The organism is Paraconexibacter algicola, assembly GCF_003044185.1.
Lineage (GTDB): Bacteria > Actinomycetota > Thermoleophilia > Solirubrobacterales > Solirubrobacteraceae > Paraconexibacter > Paraconexibacter algicola.
On the sequence record NZ_PYYB01000001.1, the window covers coordinates 669,463 to 690,553 of the forward strand.

The following is a 21,091-nucleotide window of genomic DNA, read 5'->3' on the forward strand; positions in this document are numbered from 1 at the left end:
CGGTACCCGGCGCATCGCGGCGGCGAACGCGGATCGCGCGCCGAGGCGCCCGGCCTACAGGTGCAGCCCGGCGCCGTTGGCCTTCAGCCAGCGCTGCGGCTCGCGGTAGCCCGGGCAGTGCCGGGCCACGAGCGCCCAGAACCGCGGGCCGTGGTTCATCTCGACCAGGTGGCACGCCTCGTGCCAGATCACGTAGTCGAGGACCGGTTCGGGCGCCAGCAGCAGCCGCCAGTTGAAGCTCAGCGCCCCGTCGGAGGTGCACGAGCCCCAGCGGGTCTTCTGGTCGCGGATCGTCAGCCGCGTGACGGTCCGCCCCAGGCGCGTGGCGGCCGCGTCGACGCGCGGCCCGATCTCGCCGCGGGCGGCGCGCCGGTACCAGCGCTCGAGCGCGTCGCGCTGCCCGGCCGCGGCGGGCGGGACGAGCAGCACGTCGCCGCGACGGTGCACGCGGGTGCGGCCCGGCTCCTCACGCAGCCACAGGTCGAAGCCGAGGTAGGGGACGACGCCCGGCGGCCGCTCGAACCGCGCGAGCAGCGCGGCCTGCTCGGCCAGGCGCCGCTCGATCCACGGGCGCAGCTCGACGATCGCGCGCTCCGCCTCGGCCTCCCGCGCCCGGGCCGGGAGCACGACCTCGACGCCCTCCCGCGGGTCGACGGTCACCCGCACGCGCCGCGCCCGCGGCGAGCGACGGATCGTGTACGGGATGTCGTGCGAGGGCCGGGACGCCACGGGCCCGCAAGGGTACGACCCGGCGCCGACGGGCCCGCGCCCGTCGCGCGGGCGCTCAGAGCAGCTCGGACAGCGCGTGGATCAGCAGGCCCGCGAGGCCGCCGACGACGGTGCCGTTGATGCGGATGAACTGCAGGTCGCGGCCGACCATCAGCTCCAGCCGTCGCGCCGCCTCGTCGCCGTCCCACTGGTCGATCGTGTGCGTGATGACGGTGGTCAGCTCGGCCCCGTAGGTGTCGACGAGGGACGTGACGGCCTCCGCCGTGCGCTCGTCGACGCGGGCGCGCAGCGCGTCGTCGGCCAGGAGCCGGGCGCCGAGGTCGGCGAGCAGGACGCTCGCGCGCTCCTGCAGGGCGCCGCGCTCGTCGCGCAGCGCGGCGGTCAGCGCCTCCCGCACGGAGAGCGTCAGCGACGTCGCCGCGTCGGCCGCGGCGCGGCCGGCGAGGATCCGGCGCTTGAGCTCGTCGGCCCGGGCGCGGGTGCGCGGGTCGTGCTGCAGGTCGCGGGCGAGGCGGCGCAGCAGCTCGTCGGCGGCGGCGCGCGCCCGGTGGTGCGGGTCGTCGCGGATCTCGGCGACGAACCGCACGAACTCGCGGTAGACGCGACGGGACACGCCGCGCTCGACGAACCGCGGCGACCACTCCGGCAGCCGGTCGGTGACGAGCTCGGTGACCGTGTCGGCGTTGTCGACGAGCCAGTCGTGCGTCTCGACGATCACGAGGTCGACGACGACCGTGTGGGCGCGGTCGTCCAGGACCCGCTCGAGCACGTGCCCGACGACCGGGGCCAGCGACTCGTTGGCCAGGCGCGGCAGCACGGCCTGCTCGACGATCGCGCGGACCTCGTCCTCCTGCAGGCCGTCGAGACCCCGGGCGAGCGTCGGCGCGGCGCGGCGCACCACGCGCGCCGCGTTCTCGGGGCGGCCGATCCAGGTGCCGGCGCGACGGGCGGGCTCCGCGTCGAGCACGCGGTCGCGGACGATCTCGGCGGTGAGGAAGTTCTCGGTGACGAACGACTCGAGGCTGCGGCCGAGCTGCTGCTTGCGCCGCGGGATCAGCGCCGTGTGCGGGATCGGCAGCCCGAGCGGGTGACGGAACAGCGCGGTCACCGCGAACCAGTCCGCGACGGCGCCGACCATCGACGCCTCGGCGGCGGCGTTGACGTAGCCGAGCGCGCCGTCCTGCCCGAAGGTCAGCGCGTAGACGGCGGCGGCGAGCAGCAGCAGGCCGAGCGCCACCGCCTGCATCCGTCGCAGGCCGCGCAGGCGGGATTCGTCGGTCTCGTGGAGGTCGTTCATGGGGGGCTCTGGAAGGTACGGTTCGGGGATGCCGGGCCCGCGCTCGATCGTCCGCCTCCCGCCGCAGGTGCGACCGCCGTTCCGGGTGTTCGTCAGCGGCGTGCCGCAGCGGGAGGGCGAGGACTATCTCGTCGAGGACGGGTTCCTGGTCTTCCCCGGGCGCGAGCTGCGCAAGGACCGGGTGAGCGGCTGGCGCTGGTTCCTCGGCGCGTGGGGCGTCGGGACCTATCGCCAGGACGACTCGGTGGACGTGCAGTACGAGCTCGACGGCCGACCGCTGGTCGCGGAGGGCCTGGAGATCGAGCTCGGGCCGTGACCCGGGCGCCTCAGGCGGTCGCCTTCTCCGGCGGCACGGCGAGGCCGGTCGCGCGCTCCCACGGGCGCCAGAGCTTCAGGGCACTGAGGATCGCGCGCGTCGCGGGCGAGCGGTTGAGCGTGTAGAAGTGAATGCCGGGGCAGCCGCCGGCGAGCAGGTCGGCGCACTGCAGCGTCGCGTAGGAGACGCCGAGCTCGGCGACCGCCTCCGGGTTCTCGCGGCGGGCGTCCAGCGCCTGCTCGAGGCCCGCGGGGAGCGCGCAGCCCGACAGCGTCGTCATCCGCTTGATGCCCTCGACGTTCGTGATCGGCATGATCCCGGCGATGATCGGGACGGTGATCCCGGCCGCGCGGGCGCGCTCGACGAAGTCGAAGTAGAAGCGGTTCTCGAAGAACAGCTGGGTGACGAGGAACGTCGCGCCCGCGTCGACCTTCTGCTTGAGGTACTCGAGGTCGGCCTCGGGCGAGACGGCGTCGATGTGCGTCTCCGGGAAGGCCGCACCGGCGATCGCGAACTCCGGGTACTCCGCGGCGAGCAGCTCGACGAGCTCGCGCGAGTACTCGAGGCCGCCGTCGGTCTTCGTCCAGCGCGTCTCGCCCGCGGGCGGGTCGCCGCGCAGGGCCAGGACGTTCTCGACGCCCGCGTCGCGCAGCTGGTCCAGCGCGCCGCGCAGGTCGTCGGTCGTGGCGTTGACGCAGGTGAAGTGCGCCATCGCCTCGAGGCCGAACTTCTCCTTGATCGTGGAGACGATCTCGATCGTCTTCTCGCGGGTGCTGCCGCCGGCGCCGTAGGTGACGCTGACGTACGCGGGCTCCAGCGGCTGCAGCTCGCGCAGCGCCGCGTAGAGGTTCTCCTCCCCCGCCTCGGTCTTCGGCGGGAAGAACTCGAAGGAGAACGTGGGGTCGCCGTTGCGGGCGAGAAGCTCGTCGATCCTCATCTCGCGGCGAACCTTAACACGGTCGTGTCAAGGTTGGGTAGGGGCGACCTCCCACCGCTCCGGAGCGCCCTGCTCGCCCGCGACCCGCGCCGCCCGGCCGAGCGCCTCGAGGTGCGTCAGGTACGACAGCGTCTCCGTCATCCGCCACGCCGCGTTGAGCGCGCTCGTCGCGTCCCCGTACACGCGCGGCAGCGCGTCGAACGCCGTGATCGGCCCGTGCTCGGAGAGCACGAGCTGCACCCGGTCCAGCCGCTCGTGCACGAGCTCGCGGTTGGCGTCGATGTGCGCCTGGACGTCGGTGAACGTCCGGCCGTGCCCCGGCAGGCACAGGCGCGCGTCGAGCCGCTCGACGACGTCCAGCGAGGACAGGAACTCCCCGACCGGGTCCGGCGAGTAGCCGTAGTCGTAGTAGAGCGACACCCGGCCGAGCAGGTGGTCGCCGCTGATCAGCAGCCGCCGGTCGCGCTGGTGCAGGCACACGTGCGAGGGCGCGTGCCCGGGCGTCTCGTGGACGGTCCAGGGCCCCAGGTCGGTCTCCACCACCACGCCCGGGACCAGGTCGCGGTCCGCCACCACGACCTCCTCGATCCCGTAGCCGCGCGTCTTCGCCTCCGCCGCGTACGTGCGCAGCGGCGCCTCCGGCACCCCGGACTGCAACGCCACCTCGATCCGGCGCTCGATCGCCGCGTCCGGATCCGACGCGTTGGCGGTCATGTGCTCCACCGCCGGGTGCATCCACAGCTCGCAGCCGCTGCGCGCCATGATCGCGGCGGCCTGCCCGTAGTGGTCGGAGTGCGCGTGCGTGCAGACCAGCAGGCGCACGTGCTCCAGCCGCAGGTTCACCTGCGCGAGCGCGCGCTCCAGGTGCGCCAGCGACCCCGGCTCGTGCATGCCGCAGTCGAACAGCACGATCCCGTCACCGCGGGCGACCGCCCAGGCGTTGACGTGCGGCACACCGGGCCACGGCAGGGGCAGACGCAGACGCCAGACGCCGGGCATGACGCGCTCGCCACGCCCCACCTCGCGCTTGTGGGAGGGGGAGGACACCGCCGGGAGTCTAGGATTTCGCGATGGCCGCCACCCCGACGAAGGTCGCCGACGCGTACTTCGACGCGATCGCCCGACACGATCTCGAGGCCGCCGTCGCGCTCTGGGCGCCGGGCGGACGCGAGCACGTCCGCGGACAGGTGGACACCGTCGCCCCCGAGGGCGTCCGCGCCTTCCTCGGCGGGCTGCTCGCCGCCGTGCCCGACCTGCGGTTCGAGGTCGTCGCCAAGACCGTGCAGCGCGAGCGCGTCGCCGTGCGCTGGGTCGCGACCGGCACGTTCACCGGTCAGGCCTACCAGGGGATCGCCGCCACCGGCGCGCGCATCAGGCTCGAGGGGATCGACGAGCTGCAGGTCCGCGACGGGCTGATCGTTGAGAACAACGCGTACACCGACGGCATGACGTTCGCGCGGCAGATCGGCCTGCTGCCCGAGCCCGGCACCCCCGCCTACGGACGGCTCGCCGCCGCGGCCAACGCGCGGACCCGCGCGACCCGCCGCCTGGCCGGCAGCCGCCCGGAGGAGATCGCCGACGGCGTGTGGCTCGTGCGCGGCGGCGTCCCGCGGTCGATGAACGTCTACCTCGTGCGCGACCCCGCCGACGGCCGGATCGTCGTCTTCGACGCCGGCATCCGCGCGATGACCGCCGCGGTCGCGCGGGCCGGCGCCGCGCTCGGCGGCATCAAGCAGGTCGTCCTCGGGCACGGCCATCAGGACCACCGCGGCGCCGCGCCCGGCCTGCGCGTCCCCGTGCTCTGCCACCCCGACGACGTCGCCATCGCGCAGGGCGACGGCGGCTTCTCGGGGTTCGACCTCTCGCTGCTGAAGCCGCCGGCGCGATGGCTGTACCCGCACCTGCTGAAGACGTGGGACGGCGGCCCCGTCGAGATCGCCGGGACCGTCCAGGAGGGCGACGCGGTCGCGGGCTTCGAGGTCGTCCACTGCCCCGGGCACGCCGACGGGCTCATCGCTCTCTGGCGGTCCTCCGACCGGCTCGCGCTCAGCAGCGACGTCTTCTACACCGCCAATCCCGAGACCGGGCAGCACGGCGCGCCGCGCGTGCCCCTGCGCGCGTTCAACCTCGACCACGAGCAGGCGCGCGCCTCGATCCGCAAGCTCGCCGCGCTCCGGCCCGCGGCCGCGTGGCCGGGCCACGCCGAGGGCATCAGCGGCGACGTGGAGTCCCAGCTCCTGCGTGCGGCGGAGACGACCTGATGGGCAAGCGCTCGCGCCGCCGCGGCGGCCCCGCCGACGACGGACCGTCCTCGTTCGCCGACCTCGGGATCGACCTCGACCTCGACCTCGACGCCGAGCCCGAGGTCACCCGGACGATCGGCGAGCACGGCGTCCTGACGCTGCGGCTCGGCATGTCCCCCGGCACCCGCAGCGAGTACGACCAGCTGCTCAAGGGCTTCCGCTCCACCGCCGCCGCCACCCAGGAGGACCGCTGGGCGCGCGCCGTCGAGTTCCTGTTCGAGCGGCTCGTCGTCCGCTGGGAGGTCGCCGGCGTCGCCACGAGCGGGCAGAAGGACCTGCTGCGACGCCTGCGCGTCGCCACCCGCGACGAGCGCCACGCGATCCGCGACGGCCTGCGCCAGCACCTCGCCGAGCACCTGCCGGACGTCCCGGCGCCCTGAGCGGCGGGCGCCCTACGAGGCCGCGAGCGCGCGGTCGATCAGCAGCGCGGTCACCAGGTCGGTCCGGCGCTGCGCCAGCGGCGCGCCGAGCGCCTCCTGCGCCTGCGCGAGCCGGTGGCTGACGGTCTTCTCGTGCACCCCGAGCAGCGCCGCCGCGCCCGTCTTGCGCTCCCCCGCGTCGAAGTACGCCCGCAGCGTCTCGCGCAGCCGCACGGCCCGCGGCGTCGCGGCGCCCAGCTCCTCCCCGAGGACCGTGGCGACCAGGCGGCGCGCCGCGTCCTCGTCGGCCAGGAGCGCGGCGAGCACCGCCACGTCCGGGTAGGCGACCGCGGCGCCGCCCGGATGGATCCGCTCCAGGGCGCGCAGCGCGACCAGCGCGTCACGGGCACCGCCCACCAGCTCCCCGACGCCGGGACGGACGGTCGCGACCACGCACCAGGTCCCGGCCGGTACGGCGGCGAGCGCGGTCGCCGCCGCCCGGCGCGCGTCCGTCCCCACGGCGAACCAGCTGACGTGCGCGCCGTCGACGAGGTCGAGCCCCATCCGCGGCGGGTCCGCGAGCGCCGCGGCGACCCGTCCGACCGCCGCCGCCGGGCCGCCCGTCGGCGCGCGGACCGCGACGACGACCTGCGCGCGGTCGAGCGGGTGGTCGAGCAGCGCGGGGTCCGCGGGCTCCCCGGCGAGCAGGGCGCGCAGCAGCGCCTCTCGCCGCCGTCCGGACACCGCCGCCTCCGCGGCGATCGCCGACCAGCGCCGCACGATCAGCTCGCTGATCCGGTCGACGTACCGGGCCAGGTGGTCCGCCGAGGCGCGGGCCAGCCGGTGATGGGTCGCCGCGTCGGCCCCGCTCGCGGCGATCCGGTCGAGCCACAGCAGCAGCAGCGCGGCCGCCCCGAGCCGGTAGGCGCGCAGCATCACCGGCAGCGCGTCCTCCTGCGCGGCGAGCCGGTCCAGCAGCTCCAGCGCGCCCTCGGGCACGTCGAGTCCGTCGGCCGGCATGCCGCCCGCCAGGGTCGTGACGATCGCCTGCACGTTCGCCCGCGAGGTGGAGCGCACGAGCTCCCGCAGCGCGCCGTCCGGGCCCGCCAGCTCGGGCTGGCGGTCGAGGATCGCGGCGGACACCGCGTCGGTGAGCGCCTCGAGGTCGGGGAGCGCGGCGAGCGCGAAGGCGCGCAGCGCCGCGTCGTCGAGGTCCTCGCCCATCGGCCGATGCTATGCGGCGGACACGACCTCCCCGTCACGGCGGGCGCGGCCCCGCTTGACGGCATGCCGGCGGCAGACGAAGAACGGGTCCCAGTCGGGGCCGTGGTCGGGCAGCGCCGCGCGGTCCGCGATCACCTCGCCGCCGTGGAACGCCGCCATCAGGTCGCGGCCGACGATCGCCGAGGCCGTGCCGACGCCGCCGCGCATCGTGAACGCGATCCCGTACAGGAACACGGTCGACGCACCCGCCAGGTACAGCCCGTCGATCTCGGTGCGGACCGGCAGCCGCCGCCCCGGCCCGATCTGCTCCTTGCTGTTCAGCGGCCCGTACGGCATCCGCGAGAGCGTGTACCGCTCGTGCGTCTGCGGCGTCGCGGACTCCTGCCAGACCACGTGCCCGCGCAGCTCCGGCAGGGCCTCCAGCGTGCGCTCGAGCATCACCGCCTCGACCTCGGCCTTGCGCTCCTGGTAGGCGGGCCGGTCCTCGTAGTCCTCGCCCGCGTACGGATCGCCGCCGCCCCAGAACGCCGGATCGTCCGGGACCGTCGTGAACGCCTCGATCGACGAGTGGCCCGGCGTGCCGAAGTGCCGCACGCCGCCGGTCTTGAGCGTCGGGGAGCTGATCGCCAGCCAGCCGTCCGGGTCCCACCGGCCACGGTCCATGAGGTCGAAGGTCGTCTGCTGGTCGTAGCGGCGGTGCAGGACGTAGTTCGTCGCCGGCCGCGTCGCCGACAGGTCGATGTCGGCCGCGAGGTACAGCGAGAAGATCGAGTGCGGTCGCTCGAACCGCCGGATCCGCCGCACCGTCCGGGCCTTCAGGTGCTCCGGGCCCACGAGGTCCAGGAACGTGCGGTGCGCGTCGGCGTTGCTGACGACGACGTCCGCGGCGATCCGCTCCCCCTCGTCGAGCGTCACCCCCGTCACGCGACCGGCGACGACGTCGATCGACCGCACGCGCGCCTTCGTCCGGACCGCGCCGCCGTGGCTGCGGATCACCTCCGTGAGGTTCGCGGCGAGCACCTGGCCGCCCTGCGTCGGGAAGAACGCCCCCGCCTTGAAGTAGTGGCGCAGCAGCGCGGCGACGAGCAGGGCGGGCGTGCGGTCCGGCGGCGTGTTGTGCAGGTGCACGAGCGACACCAGCGCCGCCGACGCCTGCGGGCTCAGCCCGTTGCGGGCGAACAGCGCGGTGATCGGCTGTTCGAGGCCGCGCACGATCTGCGCGAGCTCGAGCGGGCGGCGCGCGAGCGGCAGCATCGCGCCGACGGCGTGCGGCACGTCGTTGATGCGGTCGAACCCCTCCCCGATCAGGCGCAGGTACGCGACGCAGCGGCGCAGCCCGTCGGCGTCCGCCGGGAACGCGGCGGCGAGGTTGTCGGCCAGGCCCTCCCACGAGGTCGGCACCCGGAACGCGTGCTCGGGCAGCTGGACCGTGTCCATCCCCGCGTCGTCCATCCGCGACCAGGCGATCCGGTCCTCCACCCCGAGACCGCGCAGGACCGTCGGGATGAGGCCGTCGGACCCCGGGACGCAGCCACCGACGTAGTGCACGCCGACGTCGAACTCCCAGGCCTTGCGGCGGCGGAACACCTGCGAGCAGCCGCCGAGCATCTCGTGCTGCTCGAGGACGAGGACCGAGCGGCCGCACGCGGCGAGGCACGCCGCCGTCGTCAGGCCACCGAGACCGGAGCCGACGACGATCACGTCGTGGCGGGGGACGGAGGAGCTCATGCCCGCATGCTCCCCGCGGCGCCGCGGCGACCGCAAGGGCGGGTTGGGAGCGCCACAGGCTCCGCCCCGGACAACGCGGCCCCGTAGGGTTGCGCCATGCCCGTCACCGTCCCTGATCGCCTGCTGCTCGGCTCCGGCCCGTCGCCCGTCCCGCAGCAGATCCTCGACGCCCTCGCCCGGCCGACGATCGGGCACCTCGACCCGGCGTTCGGCGCCCTCATGGACGAGGTCGCCGACGGCCTGCGCACCGCGTTCCGGACCGCGAACCGCGTCGCGTTCCCGGTCAGCGCGACCGGCAGCGGCGGCATGGACCTCATGGTCGCCAACCTCGTGCAGCCCGGGGACCGCGTCGTCTGCGGCATCCACGGCCTGTTCGGGCAGCGGATGGCCGAGGCGCTCGGCCGGCAGGGCGCGCACGTCGTGCGGGTGGACGCCGAGTGGGGCCGGGCGATCGACCCGCAGGAGCTCGTCACCGCGATCCACGCGGGCGACACCGCCGCGGCGTTCGTCGTCCACGGCGAGACGTCCACGGGCGTCGCGCAGCCCCTCGACGGCATCGCCGACGCCTGCCGCGAGCACGACGCCCTGTTCCTCCTGGACTGCGTGACCTCGTTCACCGGGCACCCGCTCGACCTCGACGCGAGCGGCGTCGACGCGGCGTTCAGCGGCAGCCAGAAGTGCCTCAACGCGCCCCCCGGCCTCGCGCCGTTCACGCTCGGCGACCGGGCGATGCAGCGCGTCGACGGCGGCTCGCGCTCCTGGTACTTCGACCTCTCGCTGGTGCTCGGCTACTGGCGCGACGGCGGCGCCGCGGGCGGCGCGCGCGCCTACCACCACACCGCCCCGATCAACAGCGTCTACGCGCTGCACGAGGCGCTCGAGCTCGTCCACGACGAGGGGCTGCAGGCGCGCTGGGACCGGCACGCCACCGCGCACGCCGCGCTGCGCGACGCGCTCGCGGTGCTCGGGCTGCCGCGCCTGGCGCCCGAGGGCGAGCAGCTCCACCCGCTGCTCGCGGTCACGCCCCCGCCGGACGTCGACGAGGCGGCCGTCCGCGGCGCGCTGCTGCAGGACCACGGCATCGAGATCTCCGGTGGCCTCGGCCCGCTCGCCGGCCGGCTCTGGCGCGTCGGGGTCATGGGCGTCGGCGCGAACCCCGAGCCACAGGAGCGGCTCGTCACCGCGCTCGCGACGCTGCTCGGGCGCGAGGCCGCCCCCGCGCTCGATGCGCTCGCGGCGGGCTGGGCGGCCGCGTGAGCCACGAGGAGGACACCGCGACGGTCGCCGGGATCGTCGACCCGGCCGCGTTCGCCGACCTCATCGCGGGCTACTGCCTGGAGGTCGAGCCCCACCAGCAGGTCACCGTCCGCTCGACGACGCTCGCCGCCCCGCTGCTGCTGGAGCTGCAGCGCGCGATCCTGCAGCGTGAGGGCTGGCCGCTGCTGCGCGTCGAGCTCCCGGGACAGACCCGCGGGTACTACGAGCACGCCGCCGACTGGCAGCTCGACGACTTCCCGCAGCTGACCCTCACCGAGGCGAAGAAGCTCGACGCGACCGTGGCGATCCAGGCCCCCGACGACGTGCACGCTCTCCAGGGCCTCGACCCGCAGAAGCTCATGCGCGCCCGCCGCGCCCGCGGGCCCGTCTCCGAGGCGACGATGAAGAAGCGCTGGTGCACGAGCCTGTGGCCGACCGCGTCGCTGGCCGCGGGCGCCGGCATGAGCCTCACCGAGTTCGCGACGTTCGTGCGCGGCGCGCTGTTCCTCGACCGGCCCGCCGGACCGGTGGCGGCCTGGAACGAGCTCGGGCACTTCCAGGACCAGCTCATCCGGCGCGTCGCGCCGGCGAGCGAGATCCGGATCGAGGCACCGGGCACCGACCTGCGGCTCAAGGTCAAGGGGCGCGGCTGGGTGAACTCCGACGGCAAGCGCAACATGCCCTCCGGCGAGGTCTTCACCGGCCCGCACGAGCGCAGCGCCACCGGGCACATCCGCTTCGACGTGCCGTCGTCCCCCGCCGGGGTCGAGGTGTCCGGCGTCGAGCTCGAGTTCCGCGACGGCGAGGTCGTCAAGGCCCGCGCCGACGTCGGCGACGCGTACCTCCAGCAGGCGCTCGCGACCGACGACGGCGCCCGCCGCCTGGGCGAGCTCGGCATCGGCACGAACTTCGGGATCAACCGCCCCGTCGGCGTCATCCTCTTCGACGAGAAGATCGGCGGCACCGTGCACTGTGCGCTCGGACGCAGCTACGACGAGACCGGCGGAAAGAACCGCAGCGCGCTGCACTGGGACCTCATCTGCGACCTGCGCGGAGGCGGCCGCCTCACCGCCGACGGCGAGGTCTTCCAGGAGAACGGGAAGTTCGTGCTGTGACTCGCCAGGACGTCTGGTTCACCAGCGGCGGCGAGCGGATCGCCGCCTGGTGGTACCCCGCCGCCGGCCGCGCCGACGGGGAGCGCGGTACCTGCGTCGTGATGGCCAACGGCTTCAGCATGACCCGCCACGACGGGCTGCCCGCCTACGCGCAGGCGCTCAGCGACGCGGGCGCCGGCGTGCTCGTCTTCGACCACCGCTTCCTCGGCGACAGCGGCGGCACGCCCCGCCAACGGTTCCGGGCCGGCGAGCAGCTCGAGGACTGGCGCAACGCGCTCGCCTACGTGCGCGGCCGTGACGACGTCGACCCCGCGCGCGTCGTCGCCTGGGGCTTCAGCTTCTCCGGCGGGCACGTCACGAAGCTCCTGCAGCGCGACCACGGCCTCGCGGCCGGGCTCCTCGTCTGCCCGTTCGTCGACGGCCCCCGCCGGGTGCTGAGCGCCGGCCCGGCCGACATCGCCTGGCTGCTGCCGCGCGCGCTCGCCGACCTCGCCGGCCGCCACACGACGATCCCGGTGACCGCCCAGCCCGGCTCCCGCGCCGCGATGACGCTCCCCGGCGAGGCCGACGGCTTCGCCCGCGCCGTCCCGGCGGGCTCGCCCTGGCGCAACGAGATCTCGCCCGGGCTGTTCGCCACGGTCGCGCTGCACGCCCCGTGGATCACCGCGGCACGGATCCGCGTGCCGGTGTGGATCGCGCTCGGCGAGCGCGACGTCAGCGCCCCCGCGGCCGGGATCGAGGCGCTCGCCCGGCGCGCGCCGCACGCCGAGCTGCACCGCTACGACCACGACCACTTCGATCCGTTCGTCGGCGAGGAGCCCGCGCGGCTCGCCGCCGCCCAGATCGCGTTCCTGCGACAGCGGTCACTGTTGCACTAGAATCCCGTGGCGGATGGGACGCCACGGATGAGCGAGACCATGTACGGCCCCGGCGGGCGCATGTACGGCTTCCCGCCGGGCATGCGCGCCGTCCGCCACGACGACGACGTGCACGCGCTCGCCGGCGCACGGATCGACGACGTCGAGGGACGCCGGATCGGCACGATCGCCGCGATCCTCGTCTCCCGCCACGACGGGCACAACCGCTTCTTCCTCGTCCGTCGGCGCGGGCGCAGCGGCGGGCTGTGCGCCGTGCCCGTGCAGGGCGCGGTCGCCGGTGGCGGCCGGGTGTGGTGCCCCTACCCCGGCCGGCAGATCGACCGTGGGCCGCGGCTGCCCGAGCACGGCGTGCTCAGCCCCCGCGTCGACCGCGAGCTGCGCGGCCTCTTCGGCCTCCCCGCCCCCGCGACCGAGGCGCCCGCCTGGGAGCGCCGCGCGTCGGTCAGCCGCGCGCAGCGCGACCCCGCCCGTCCCGAGGCGATCCTCTGGATCCCCGGACCGCGCGCCGCGGACGACCGGCGCTCCGGGCTGGACCGGCGCACCGGCGAGCCCGCCCCGGGAGCGGCGCCGACCGGCGACGGCGCGCTGCCCGTCGCGCTCGAGCGCCGACGCCAGGGCCGCCGGATCACCGACCTGCTGGACGGATAGCCCTTCAGGCCGGGGACCCGCCTGCCGATATCCGTCCAGGGCCGTCCACCGCGCCGGAACCTCCCGCCCGTCGCGGGGTTGGCAGCTCCGAAACCCGGCAGTCATGGAGGCACTGCAATGGCCCGTCCCACGGCCCATCGACATCACCCCAGCCGTCGTCTCGCCCTCGCGCTCGTCGCGAGCGCCGGACTCGCCGCCGCCGCCCCGGCCGGCGCGCAGGCCGCCACGAACCCGTTCAACTGCGACGCCAGCGCGCTGCGCGGCGTCGTCCTGGGCACCGCGTCGCTGGAGCCCGCCTCCGCCAACCGCGGCCAGGCGTCCTGCCAGAACGCCACCGGCGGCCTCACCGGGGTGCTGCCCGCGCCGCTCGCCGCGTCCGCGGTCGTCGCCCGCACGATCTCCGGCGGTCCCGCCGACCGCCCCGACCTGCGCACCGCGCTCGCCATCGGCGGCCTCGCCGACGTGAAGATCGGGGCGCTCGGCCTGCCGCTGCAGCTGCCGGTCGACACCGTCCTGGACTCCGTGCAGCCGCTGCTCGTGCCGCTGAACGGCCTGCTCGCGCCCGTCGCGTCGCTGCTCGGCGTCCCGAACCTCTCGCTGGACCTGCGGCCCGCGCTGGCCCAGCTGCTCCCCGACGGCGGGCTGCCCGACAGCATCGTCTCCGCCGACGCCGTGCTCGCCTACGCGGGCGCCCGCTGCACCGACGGGAAGGCCGTCCCGTTCTCGACCTCCTCGGTCACCGGGCTGAAGGTCCTCGGACAGCCGGTCGTCGTCGACTCCGCGCTGCAGGACACGCTGAACCTCATCGACACCGCCTCGATCGACCCGTCGCGGCTCGACCCGCTGGCGCTCCTGCCCACCGCCACGCTCGACACGCTCACCGGGACCCCGCTCGTCAGCGGGCTCGTGAACACCGCGCTGCGGCCGCTGATCCAGTCGCTGCTCGACGCGCTCCCGAACATCGAGGTGCCCGCCACCGTCGCCAACGTGAAGATCACCGCCGGCGGCCGCAGCGCGGAGGACGGCGTCCTCACCCAGCAGGCGCTGCGCGTCCAGATCAGCGTGCTGAACCAGGCGATCGCCGACGTGACGATCGGCGAGGCGCGCGTGAACACCGCGGGCGCCGACTGCACCCCGCCCGCCCCGGCGGTCACCCCGCCGACCACCACCGACCTCGCGCTGCAGTGCACCACGCGGCGGCTCGTGCTCGAGGACGTCATCGCGCGCGGCGACCGCGTCTCGCTCATCGGCGCGGCCGACCGGGCGCTCGCCGGGAAGACCGTGTCGATCCGCTTCCTCGCCACCGGCCGGACCGTGGCGCGGGTGCGGATCGCCCCCGACGGCAGCTTCCGCGCGACCGCGCCGCTGCCCTCCCGGAGCGTGCGCTCCGGCAACCGCGCGCGCTACCAGGCGGTCGTCGGACGCGAGAAGTCCCTCGACCTCAAGCTCGAGCGGCGGATGGTCGTCAGCGGGGTCTCCGTCCGCGACGGCAAGGTCACGATCGCCGGCCGCGTCACCCGCCCGCTCGCACGTCCGGCCGCGACGATCACCGTCACGCGCCGGGTGTCCTGCAAGAAGATGGCGGTCGTCGCGCGCGTGAAGCCCCGCTCGGACGGCAGCTTCCGCGTGACCGTGCCCGCCCCCGAGGGGCAGCTGGCCGCCGTGTACCGGCTCGGGACGCGCGTGCGCAAGACCGCGGGGAACGCCAAGACGTTCCCGACGTTCACGCTGCCGCGCGCCGTCGACCTCTCCTAGAGGGAAGCGCGACGGTCCCCCGGGCCGACCCGGGGGACCGTCGCGCGAGGTTCACGATCTGCGCCGTGCGCGCGAGTAGGGTGCGGTGCAGTCATGCGCAGAACGAAGATCGTCGCGACCATCGGCCCCGCCTCCCGGGATCCGGAGACCCTCGCCCGCATGGTCGACGCGGGGATGGACGTGGTGCGGCTGAACTTCAGCCACGGCTCCCACGACCAGCACCGCGAGACCGCGCAGATGGTCCGGGAGGCCGCCAACCGCGCCGGGCGCCCCGTCGCGATCCTCCAGGACCTCCCCGGCCCGAAGCTGCGGATCGGCCCGCTGGCCGACGACCGCGTCGACCTGAACCTCGGGGACGTCGTCACCTTCACCTGCGGGGAGGACGACCCGCCCCCCGGGACCGCGACGCGGATGAGCATCACCTGGGACGGCCTCGCCGACGCGATGGAGCCCGGGGACGTCCTCTACCTCGCCGACGGCACGGTGCGGCTGCGGACGCTCGCCTCCCGCCCCGGCGAGGTCGACGCCGAGGTCGAGATCGCCGGCAGCGTCGCCAGCCGGCAGGGGCTGAACATCCCCGGTCCGGTCGACCAGCTTCCCGCCGTCCCGGCGGAGGACCTCGAGCACCTCAAGGCCGGTCTGGCGATCGGCGTCGACCTCGTCGCGCTGTCGTTCGTGCGGCGCCCGGAGGACATCACGTCCGTGCGCGAGCACACGCGCGTGCCGCTGATCGCGAAGATCGAGAAGCCGCAGGCCGTCGCGCGCGCCGAGGAGATTCTGCGCGCCGCCGACTGCGTCATGGTCGCCCGCGGCGACCTCGGGATCGAGCTGCCGATCGAGGAGGTGCCGATGGTCCAGAAGCGCCTCCTGCGGCTCGCCGGGTCGCTGGCGCGCCCGGCGATCACCGCCACCCAGATGCTCGACTCGATGGTCCACTCCTCACGCCCGACGCGCGCGGAGGTCACCGACGTCGCCAACGCGATCCTCGACGGCACCGACGCCGTGATGCTGTCGCAGGAGACCGCGGTCGGCGCGTACCCCGTCGGGGCGGTCGCGATGCTCGACGCGATCGCGCGGCAGACGGAGAAGGAGGCGCCCTACCGGCGCTGGAACGAGTCGCGCGTCGCCCGCGACGCCCGCGATCCCTCCTACACCGTGGCGCACTCCGCGTGCGAGGCGGCGCGGGACCTCGAGCTCGACGCGCTGGTCGTGCCGACGCTGTCGGGCCGCTCGGTGCGGCTCGTGAGCGCGCACCGCCCCAACGTGCCGATCTACGCGCTCTCCCCGGGCAAGGAGACCGTGCGCCGCTGCGGCCTCATGTGGGGCGTGCGGGCCGCGTCGCTGCGCCGCCACGAGGTCACCGAGGAGCTCATCGCCGACGCCGCCCGGCGGGTCGTGGAGCTCGGCTGGCTGCAGCCCGGCCAGCGCGTCGGGATCACCGCCGGGCTGCCGAGCGGCCGGCCGGGGTCGACGTCGCTCTTCCAGGTCCAGACGCTGCCGCAGCCCGGCGAGACGTGGCCAACATGAGGGCCGTCCGCCCGGCGGCGCTCGGCCTCGCCGTGCTCGCCTTGGTCCCGGCGAGCGCGGCCGCCTCCGAGAAGGTCAAGCTCTACTACACGACGGGCGAGCAGTTCCGGACCGTGACGCGGACGCTCCCGGCGGGCGGGTCGACCGTCCTCCCCACCCTCAAGGCGCTGCTGAGGGGCCCGACCGCCGCCGAGCGCGCCAAGGGCATCGACACGCAGCTGCCTAAGGGCGTCACCGTCTCCTCCTTCACGGTGACCGGCAAGGGTGAGGTGCGGCTGACGATGTCGAAGAGGCTGCTGCAGGGCATCCCGGCGGACGCGGACGAGCGCACGAGCGACCAGACCTCGCTGCTACGGGCGCGGCTCGGGCAGCTGATCTACACCGTCACGCAGTTCGGGGACATCACGTCCGCGCGGGTGCTCGTCGGCGGGAAGGTCGTGCAGGACGACCTCCAGCGCGAGGACTACCAGCCGCCGAAGCCGTCGCTGGGCAATACGCCGACGACCCCGGCGGAGCCCGGGCCCGCCGTCCCCGGCACGCGCGAGATCCAGCAGCGGCTCGCCGACCTGCGCTTCCTCCCGCAGGACGCGGTCGACGGGCTCAACGGCTACCGCACCACGCAGGCCGTCATGGCGTTCCAGGCGTGGCACGGGCTGCAGCGCGACGGCGTCGCCGGGCCGATGACGCAGGCGAAGCTCGCGAAGGCCGGCGTGCCGCAGCCGCGCCTGGGTGGCCCGCCCCGGCGCATCGAGGTCTTCCGTGACAAGGGCGTCATCCTCCTCGTTTCCGGCGGCCGGACCGTCCGGGCGATCCACGTGTCGACCGGGGCAGGCGCGAACGCGACGCCGACCGGGCGGTACACCGTCTCCCGCAAGGAGCTGCGCTCGTGGTCGGTGCCCTACCGGGTGTACCTCCCCTACGCGTCGTACTTCAACCAGGGCATCGCGTTCCACGAGTGGTCGGACGTGCCGGCGTTCCCCGCGTCCCACGGGTGCGTGCGCATCCCGTCACCGGAGGCGCCCGGGGTCTACGCGTTCGCGAAGACCGGCACGGCGGTCGTCGTCGCCTGAGCGGCCCGCGATGACTTCTCGACGCGCATGCGGTCTCAACGGTCCATGAGGATCACCCCGTACCGCGTCGCCGACCTGTTCGTCGGCGAGGCCGAGCGCATTCCGGTCAACGTCCACGTCATCGACCATCCCGACGCGCGCGTGCTGGTCGACACCGGCGTCGAGCAGCTCCACCCGGCGATCGCCGACATGGATCCGCGCATCGTGCCGCTCGCCGGACGGGAGGACCTCGACCTCGCGTCGATCGACCTCGTCGTGTGCACGCACCTGCACGCCGACCACTGCGGCGGCAACCACCTCCTCGCCGGGAAGCCGATCCATGTGCAGGCGATCGAGCTCGAGGACGCCCGTTGGCCGCAGGGGTACACGATCCGCGAGTGGGTCGACGCGCCCGGTGTGGAGTACGTCGTCGTGGACGGCGAGCACGAGCTGCTGCCGGGTGTCCGGCTGCTCCCAGCGCCGGGACACTCGCGCGGCATGCAGGTGGTGGTGGTCGACGACGAGCGCGGCGATCGGCCGGTCGTGGTCGGCGGTGACGTCGCGGTGTGGTTCGGCGAGCTCGACGAGCCCACGACGGAGGGCCAGCACCGCGTGCTCGGCCTCGACCCCGAGCTGGCCTGGCTGACGCACGTCGACGAGCCGTGGCGGCCGTCGCGACCTGCCGGCCACGACGATCCCTAGGATCGGCGCGTGCCGTCCAAGGTGTACATCCGGGCCGACGAGGACGCGATCTGGTGCGACGACCCGGCCGACGTCGTGGTGAAGCGCGTCGAGCAGGCGGGGGCGGAGGACTTCGTCCAGGTGACGCTGATCTCCTACGGCCCGGCGGACCCGCACCGGACGGCGTACGTCCGCGCCGGTGACGTCACGGCCGTGCTGCCGATCGGCCGGCTCGAGATGGAGGCCGTGCTGGAGGACCCGCCGGACTGGTACCACGACTGACGGAGCGCCGCGGCGCTCGCGCGGGTCACCCGCGACTACACGGTCGAGCGGTCGCCGGGCCCCGACTTGTCGGCGGCCAGCCTGTCCCGCCGAGCGGCCAGACGCGCCTCGCGACGGGCGAGCAGCAGCCCGCCGACGGCCATGAGCGCGAGCACCGACACGGCGACGATCGCCTCGGGAGAGGTGAGATCGTCCAGCGATCCTCCCAGCGCCGTATAGGCGAACGCGCGCGGGGCGCAGCCCAGCGCGGTCGCCGCGACGAACGCACGCAGCGTCACCGGCGCGAGCCCGGCCGCGTAGTTGACGAGGTTGTACGGGACTCCCGGGGCGATCCGCGCGTAGAGCACGCTGAGGAAGCCACGGGCGCCGATCCACTCGCGTACCCGCGTGGCGCGCGCGTTGCGCGCGACCAGCTCGGCGACCGCGTCGTGCGCCCACCAGCGGCCGAGCGAGAACGCGAGCACCCCGCCGAGGACGAAGGTAACGATCGTGATCGGGGTGCCGAGCGCGGTCCCGAAGAGCAGCCCCGAGGCGCCCGCGGTCAGCGGCCCGGGGAAGAGGCAGACGGTCAGCAGGGCGCCGGCGAGCACGAACGCGACGGGTGCGGCCGCCCCCGCGCGGTCGACCTCGTCGCGCAGCCCGTCGGCCGACACGTCGACCGCGAACGCGAGCGTCGCGAGGAGCGCGACCAGCAGTCCCGCGAGGACGCCGACGCGGGCGACCGGGGCGGTCAGCCGTGGCGGTCGGCCAGCCACGCGGCCTCGAGCTTGCCGAGCTCGGTGACCGGTTCGTCGCCGTAGACCCACTCGCGCGCGATGCGGTGGAAGTTCGCCTTCGCCTCGAGCTGGCCGAGGACGGCGAGCGTCAGGTGCTCTAGGCGCCGCCCGAACAGGTACTCGGCCGGCATCGACTCGTGCCGGAAGCGCGCGAAGTGCTCGCCCATCGGCGTGGACACCCCGAGCACGACGTCGGAGGCCAGCTCGGGCGTCAGCTGCACCTCCTCGTCCTCCGTGTACCAGCCCGACGCCATGCTGACGAAGTCGAGCAGCCGCTCGACCTCCATCTCGCGCTCGCTGGAGAGGAAGCCCTCGCGCACCCAGAGCTCGCGCAGCTCCTCCCCGCGCCCCTCGTGCGCGAGCCGCTGCGAGGCGGTCTCCACGTCGGCGACCGACCGGTCGATCGTCTTGAACAACCCGAAGTCCAGGAAGCAGACGCGCCCGTCGGGCATCACGAGGAAGTTGCCCGGGTGCGGGTCGCCGCTGAACTGCAGGAACCGGTACATCGACCCGAAGTAGAAGCGGAAGACGATCTCGCCGAGCCGGTCGCGCTCCTCGTCGGTGCAGCGGGCCTTGAACGCCTCGAAGCCCTCCCCGTCGACGAACTCGGTGACGATCACGCGCTCGCGGCACAGGTCGGTGACCACGCCGGGGATGACGATGAACGGGTGGTCGCGGTAGATCCGGGCGAGCCGTTTCTGGTTGGACGCCTCGAGCTCGTAGTCGAGCTCCTCGACGACCCGCTCCCGGATCTCCTGTGTGAGCGCCTGCGTGTCGAGGCCGGGCATCAGCCGGCTGATCAGCCGCATGATCATCCCGAGGTTCTGCAGGTCCGCCCGGACCGCGGCGTTCACGCCCGGGTACTGGACCTTCACCGCGACCTCGCGACCGTCCTCGCGCAGCCGCGCGCGGTACACCTGGCCGATCGACGCGGCGGCGATCGCCTCCTCGTCGAAGTCGCTGAAGACCGCGGAGAGCGATTCGCCGAGATCGGCCTCGATGACCTTGCGCATGTCCTTGAAGGCGACCTTCGGGGCCGCGTCGCGCAGGGCGGCGAGCTTCGCCTGGAACTCCTCGCGGTGCTCCTCGGGCACGATCCCGACGTCGAGGAACGAGAGCACCTGGCCGAGCTTCATCGCGGCGCCCTTCATGGTCCCCAGGACGGTGACGAGCTGCTCGGCGGCTTCGAACTGCCGGCGCTCCATCGCGCGCCGGGCGGCGTCGTCGGAGCGCACCGTGTTGGCCGCGCGCGTGCCCATCTGCTTCACCGACTGGGAGGCGGCCATCCGCCCGACCCGCGCGGCGCGCGCGTAGCGGTTGGTCGGGACCTTCTGCTCCTTCTCCGCCATGACCGGGAATCTACGCGACGGGTACGCCGGGCTGTTGCCCGACGGGCGCGTGCAGGCGGTCGCGGAGCCGGCGCGTCGCGGGGGCGGCAGCGCGATGGTGGAGCGCCGCCGCCCGCGCCGCTAGAGCTGCTCGATCTTCGAGCCCGGCACGATGTCGTCGCTGCCGTCGGGCCAGCGCACCCAGGCCTTGTGGCCGCCGTCGTAGTCGTCGCCGAGGTGGATCAGCGTGGCGTCCTCGTCGAGCGCCTTGCAGGGCGCGGAGCCCTCGGGGTCCAGGCCGCGCCAGATCCGCACGAAGCTGTTGTGCTCCCACTCGTCGGCGACCGTGGTCGGGTCGGTGTGCCCGGGGCGGATCACGGTCTCCGGCGGCAGCGCGAGCAGCACCTCCATGATCGAGTGCTTGATGTCCGCGAACGTCGTGTGCCCCGGGGCGCGGACGCCGCCGACGGAGTTCTTGAACAGGGTGTCACCGGTGAACACCTCGCCGCCGACGTGCAGCGACAGCATCCCGAGCGTGTGGCCGGGCGTGTGCAGCACGTCGATCTCGAGCTCGCCGATCGTGAGCCGCTCGCCGGGCAGCACCTCGCCGGTGACGAGCGCCGCGTACTGGTCCTCCAGCAGCGCGGTCTCCGACGGGTTGGAGAGCACCTCGACGCCCGGGTAGGCGTCGACGACCGCCTGCAGGTCGCAGACGTGGTCGTAGTGGTGGTGGGTCAGCAGGACGTGGGTGACGGTGACGTCGAGCTCCTTGGCGCGCTCGATCAGCGGCGCGACGGGGCCTCCCGCGTCGACGAAGAAGGCGGTCCCGCCCTCCTTGTCGGCCACGAGGTACGTGTTGGTCACGAAGTCGGGGAGCAGGCTGCGTTCGGTGATCACGCCCC

21 protein-coding genes are annotated in these 21,091 nt (G+C 74.5%); 12 read left to right on the forward strand and 9 right to left on the reverse strand.

Annotated features, from left to right (window positions below; translation table 11 throughout):
* Nucleotides 1–54: 54 nt before the first annotated feature.
* On the reverse strand, nt 55–729 hold the full coding sequence (locus tag C7Y72_RS03165) for a M48 family metallopeptidase (RefSeq protein ID WP_107567155.1): 675 nt from the start codon (nt 727–729) through the stop codon (nt 55–57).
* Nucleotides 730–784: 55 nt separating this feature from the next.
* Nucleotides 785–2,026, reverse strand: a complete 1,242-nt coding sequence (locus tag C7Y72_RS03170) for a DUF445 domain-containing protein (RefSeq protein WP_199223841.1) — start codon at nt 2,024–2,026, stop codon at nt 785–787.
* 28 nt (nt 2,027–2,054) lie between these two features.
* Here C7Y72_RS03170 and C7Y72_RS03175 point away from each other — a divergent pair, with 28 nt between their 5' ends.
* Nucleotides 2,055–2,342, forward strand: a complete 288-nt coding sequence (locus C7Y72_RS03175; protein ID WP_107567156.1) for a hypothetical protein — start codon at nt 2,055–2,057, stop codon at nt 2,340–2,342.
* A gap of 10 nt (nt 2,343–2,352) precedes the next feature.
* On the opposite strand, the gene metF is transcribed toward C7Y72_RS03175, so the two are convergent.
* Together metF and C7Y72_RS03185 are read right to left on the reverse strand one after the other, a co-directional pair.
* Nucleotides 2,353–3,279: a methylenetetrahydrofolate reductase [NAD(P)H] gene (gene metF / locus C7Y72_RS03180; protein ID WP_107567157.1), complete on the reverse strand. Its 927-nt coding sequence runs from the start codon at nt 3,277–3,279 to the stop codon at nt 2,353–2,355.
* Between the two features lie 27 nt (nt 3,280–3,306).
* A complete protein-coding gene (locus C7Y72_RS03185) occupies nt 3,307–4,326 on the reverse strand; it encodes an MBL fold metallo-hydrolase (protein WP_107567158.1) in 1,020 nt (339 codons plus the stop codon).
* Between the two features lie 23 nt (nt 4,327–4,349).
* Here C7Y72_RS03185 and C7Y72_RS03190 point away from each other — a divergent pair, with 23 nt between their 5' ends.
* Complete coding sequence (locus C7Y72_RS03190; RefSeq protein WP_107567159.1) at nt 4,350–5,540, forward strand: ester cyclase; 1,191 nt, start codon at nt 4,350–4,352, stop codon at nt 5,538–5,540.
* On the forward strand, nt 5,540–5,962 hold the full coding sequence (locus C7Y72_RS03195; protein ID WP_107567160.1) for a hypothetical protein: 423 nt from the start codon (nt 5,540–5,542) through the stop codon (nt 5,960–5,962). The genes C7Y72_RS03190 and C7Y72_RS03195 overlap by 1 nt, the downstream gene beginning before the upstream one ends.
* Before the next feature lie 12 nt (nt 5,963–5,974).
* On the opposite strand, the gene C7Y72_RS03200 is transcribed toward C7Y72_RS03195, so the two are convergent.
* On the reverse strand, nt 5,975–7,165 hold the full coding sequence (locus C7Y72_RS03200) for a helix-turn-helix domain-containing protein (RefSeq protein ID WP_107567161.1): 1,191 nt from the start codon (nt 7,163–7,165) through the stop codon (nt 5,975–5,977).
* Nucleotides 7,166–7,174: 9 nt separating this feature from the next.
* Complete coding sequence (locus C7Y72_RS03205) at nt 7,175–8,893, reverse strand: phytoene desaturase family protein (RefSeq protein WP_107567162.1); 1,719 nt, start codon at nt 8,891–8,893, stop codon at nt 7,175–7,177.
* Between the two features lie 96 nt (nt 8,894–8,989).
* Between C7Y72_RS03205 and C7Y72_RS03210 the strand changes: the two genes are divergently transcribed.
* The 9 genes from C7Y72_RS03210 to C7Y72_RS03250 all read left to right on the forward strand — a co-directional run bounded on the left by C7Y72_RS03210 (nt 8,990) and on the right by C7Y72_RS03250 (nt 18,085).
* A complete protein-coding gene (locus C7Y72_RS03210) occupies nt 8,990–10,150 on the forward strand; it encodes a pyridoxal-phosphate-dependent aminotransferase family protein (RefSeq protein ID WP_107567163.1) in 1,161 nt (386 codons plus the stop codon).
* Complete coding sequence (locus C7Y72_RS03215) at nt 10,147–11,265, forward strand: aminopeptidase (protein ID WP_199223842.1); 1,119 nt, start codon at nt 10,147–10,149, stop codon at nt 11,263–11,265. Before C7Y72_RS03210 ends, C7Y72_RS03215 begins: the two co-directional genes overlap by 4 nt.
* Entirely contained in the window at nt 11,262–12,143 is an 882-nt protein-coding gene (locus C7Y72_RS03220) for an alpha/beta hydrolase (protein WP_233243703.1), read from the forward strand. Before C7Y72_RS03215 ends, C7Y72_RS03220 begins: the two co-directional genes overlap by 4 nt.
* 27 nt (nt 12,144–12,170) lie before the next feature.
* Nucleotides 12,171–12,791, forward strand: a complete 621-nt coding sequence (locus C7Y72_RS03225; RefSeq protein WP_107567164.1) for a hypothetical protein — start codon at nt 12,171–12,173, stop codon at nt 12,789–12,791.
* Between the two features lie 117 nt (nt 12,792–12,908).
* Nucleotides 12,909–14,546, forward strand: coding sequence for a hypothetical protein (locus C7Y72_RS03230; RefSeq protein ID WP_107567165.1), 1,638 nt, complete (start codon nt 12,909–12,911; stop codon nt 14,544–14,546).
* A gap of 93 nt (nt 14,547–14,639) precedes the next feature.
* Entirely contained in the window at nt 14,640–16,073 is a 1,434-nt protein-coding gene (gene pyk, locus C7Y72_RS03235; RefSeq protein ID WP_107567166.1) for a pyruvate kinase, read from the forward strand.
* A complete protein-coding gene (locus C7Y72_RS03240) occupies nt 16,070–17,143 on the forward strand; it encodes a L,D-transpeptidase family protein (RefSeq protein WP_107567167.1) in 1,074 nt (357 codons plus the stop codon). The genes pyk and C7Y72_RS03240 overlap by 4 nt, the downstream gene beginning before the upstream one ends.
* Before the next feature lie 27 nt (nt 17,144–17,170).
* Nucleotides 17,171–17,824, forward strand: a complete 654-nt coding sequence (locus C7Y72_RS03245) for an MBL fold metallo-hydrolase (RefSeq protein WP_107567168.1) — start codon at nt 17,171–17,173, stop codon at nt 17,822–17,824.
* Between the two features lie 9 nt (nt 17,825–17,833).
* Entirely contained in the window at nt 17,834–18,085 is a 252-nt protein-coding gene (locus tag C7Y72_RS03250) for a hypothetical protein (protein WP_107567169.1), read from the forward strand.
* A 35-nt stretch (nt 18,086–18,120) separates the two neighbouring features.
* On the opposite strand, the gene C7Y72_RS03255 is transcribed toward C7Y72_RS03250, so the two are convergent.
* The 3 genes from C7Y72_RS03255 to C7Y72_RS03265 all read right to left on the reverse strand — a co-directional run bounded on the left by C7Y72_RS03255 (nt 18,121) and on the right by C7Y72_RS03265 (nt 21,086).
* A complete protein-coding gene (locus C7Y72_RS03255) occupies nt 18,121–18,840 on the reverse strand; it encodes a TVP38/TMEM64 family protein (protein ID WP_146175234.1) in 720 nt (239 codons plus the stop codon).
* Entirely contained in the window at nt 18,816–20,210 is a 1,395-nt protein-coding gene (locus C7Y72_RS03260) for an ABC1 kinase family protein (protein ID WP_107567171.1), read from the reverse strand. Before C7Y72_RS03260 ends, C7Y72_RS03255 begins: the two co-directional genes overlap by 25 nt.
* A gap of 120 nt (nt 20,211–20,330) precedes the next feature.
* Nucleotides 20,331–21,086, reverse strand: coding sequence for an MBL fold metallo-hydrolase (locus C7Y72_RS03265; protein WP_158276606.1), 756 nt, complete (start codon nt 21,084–21,086; stop codon nt 20,331–20,333).
* Nucleotides 21,087–21,091: the final 5 nt, after the last annotated feature.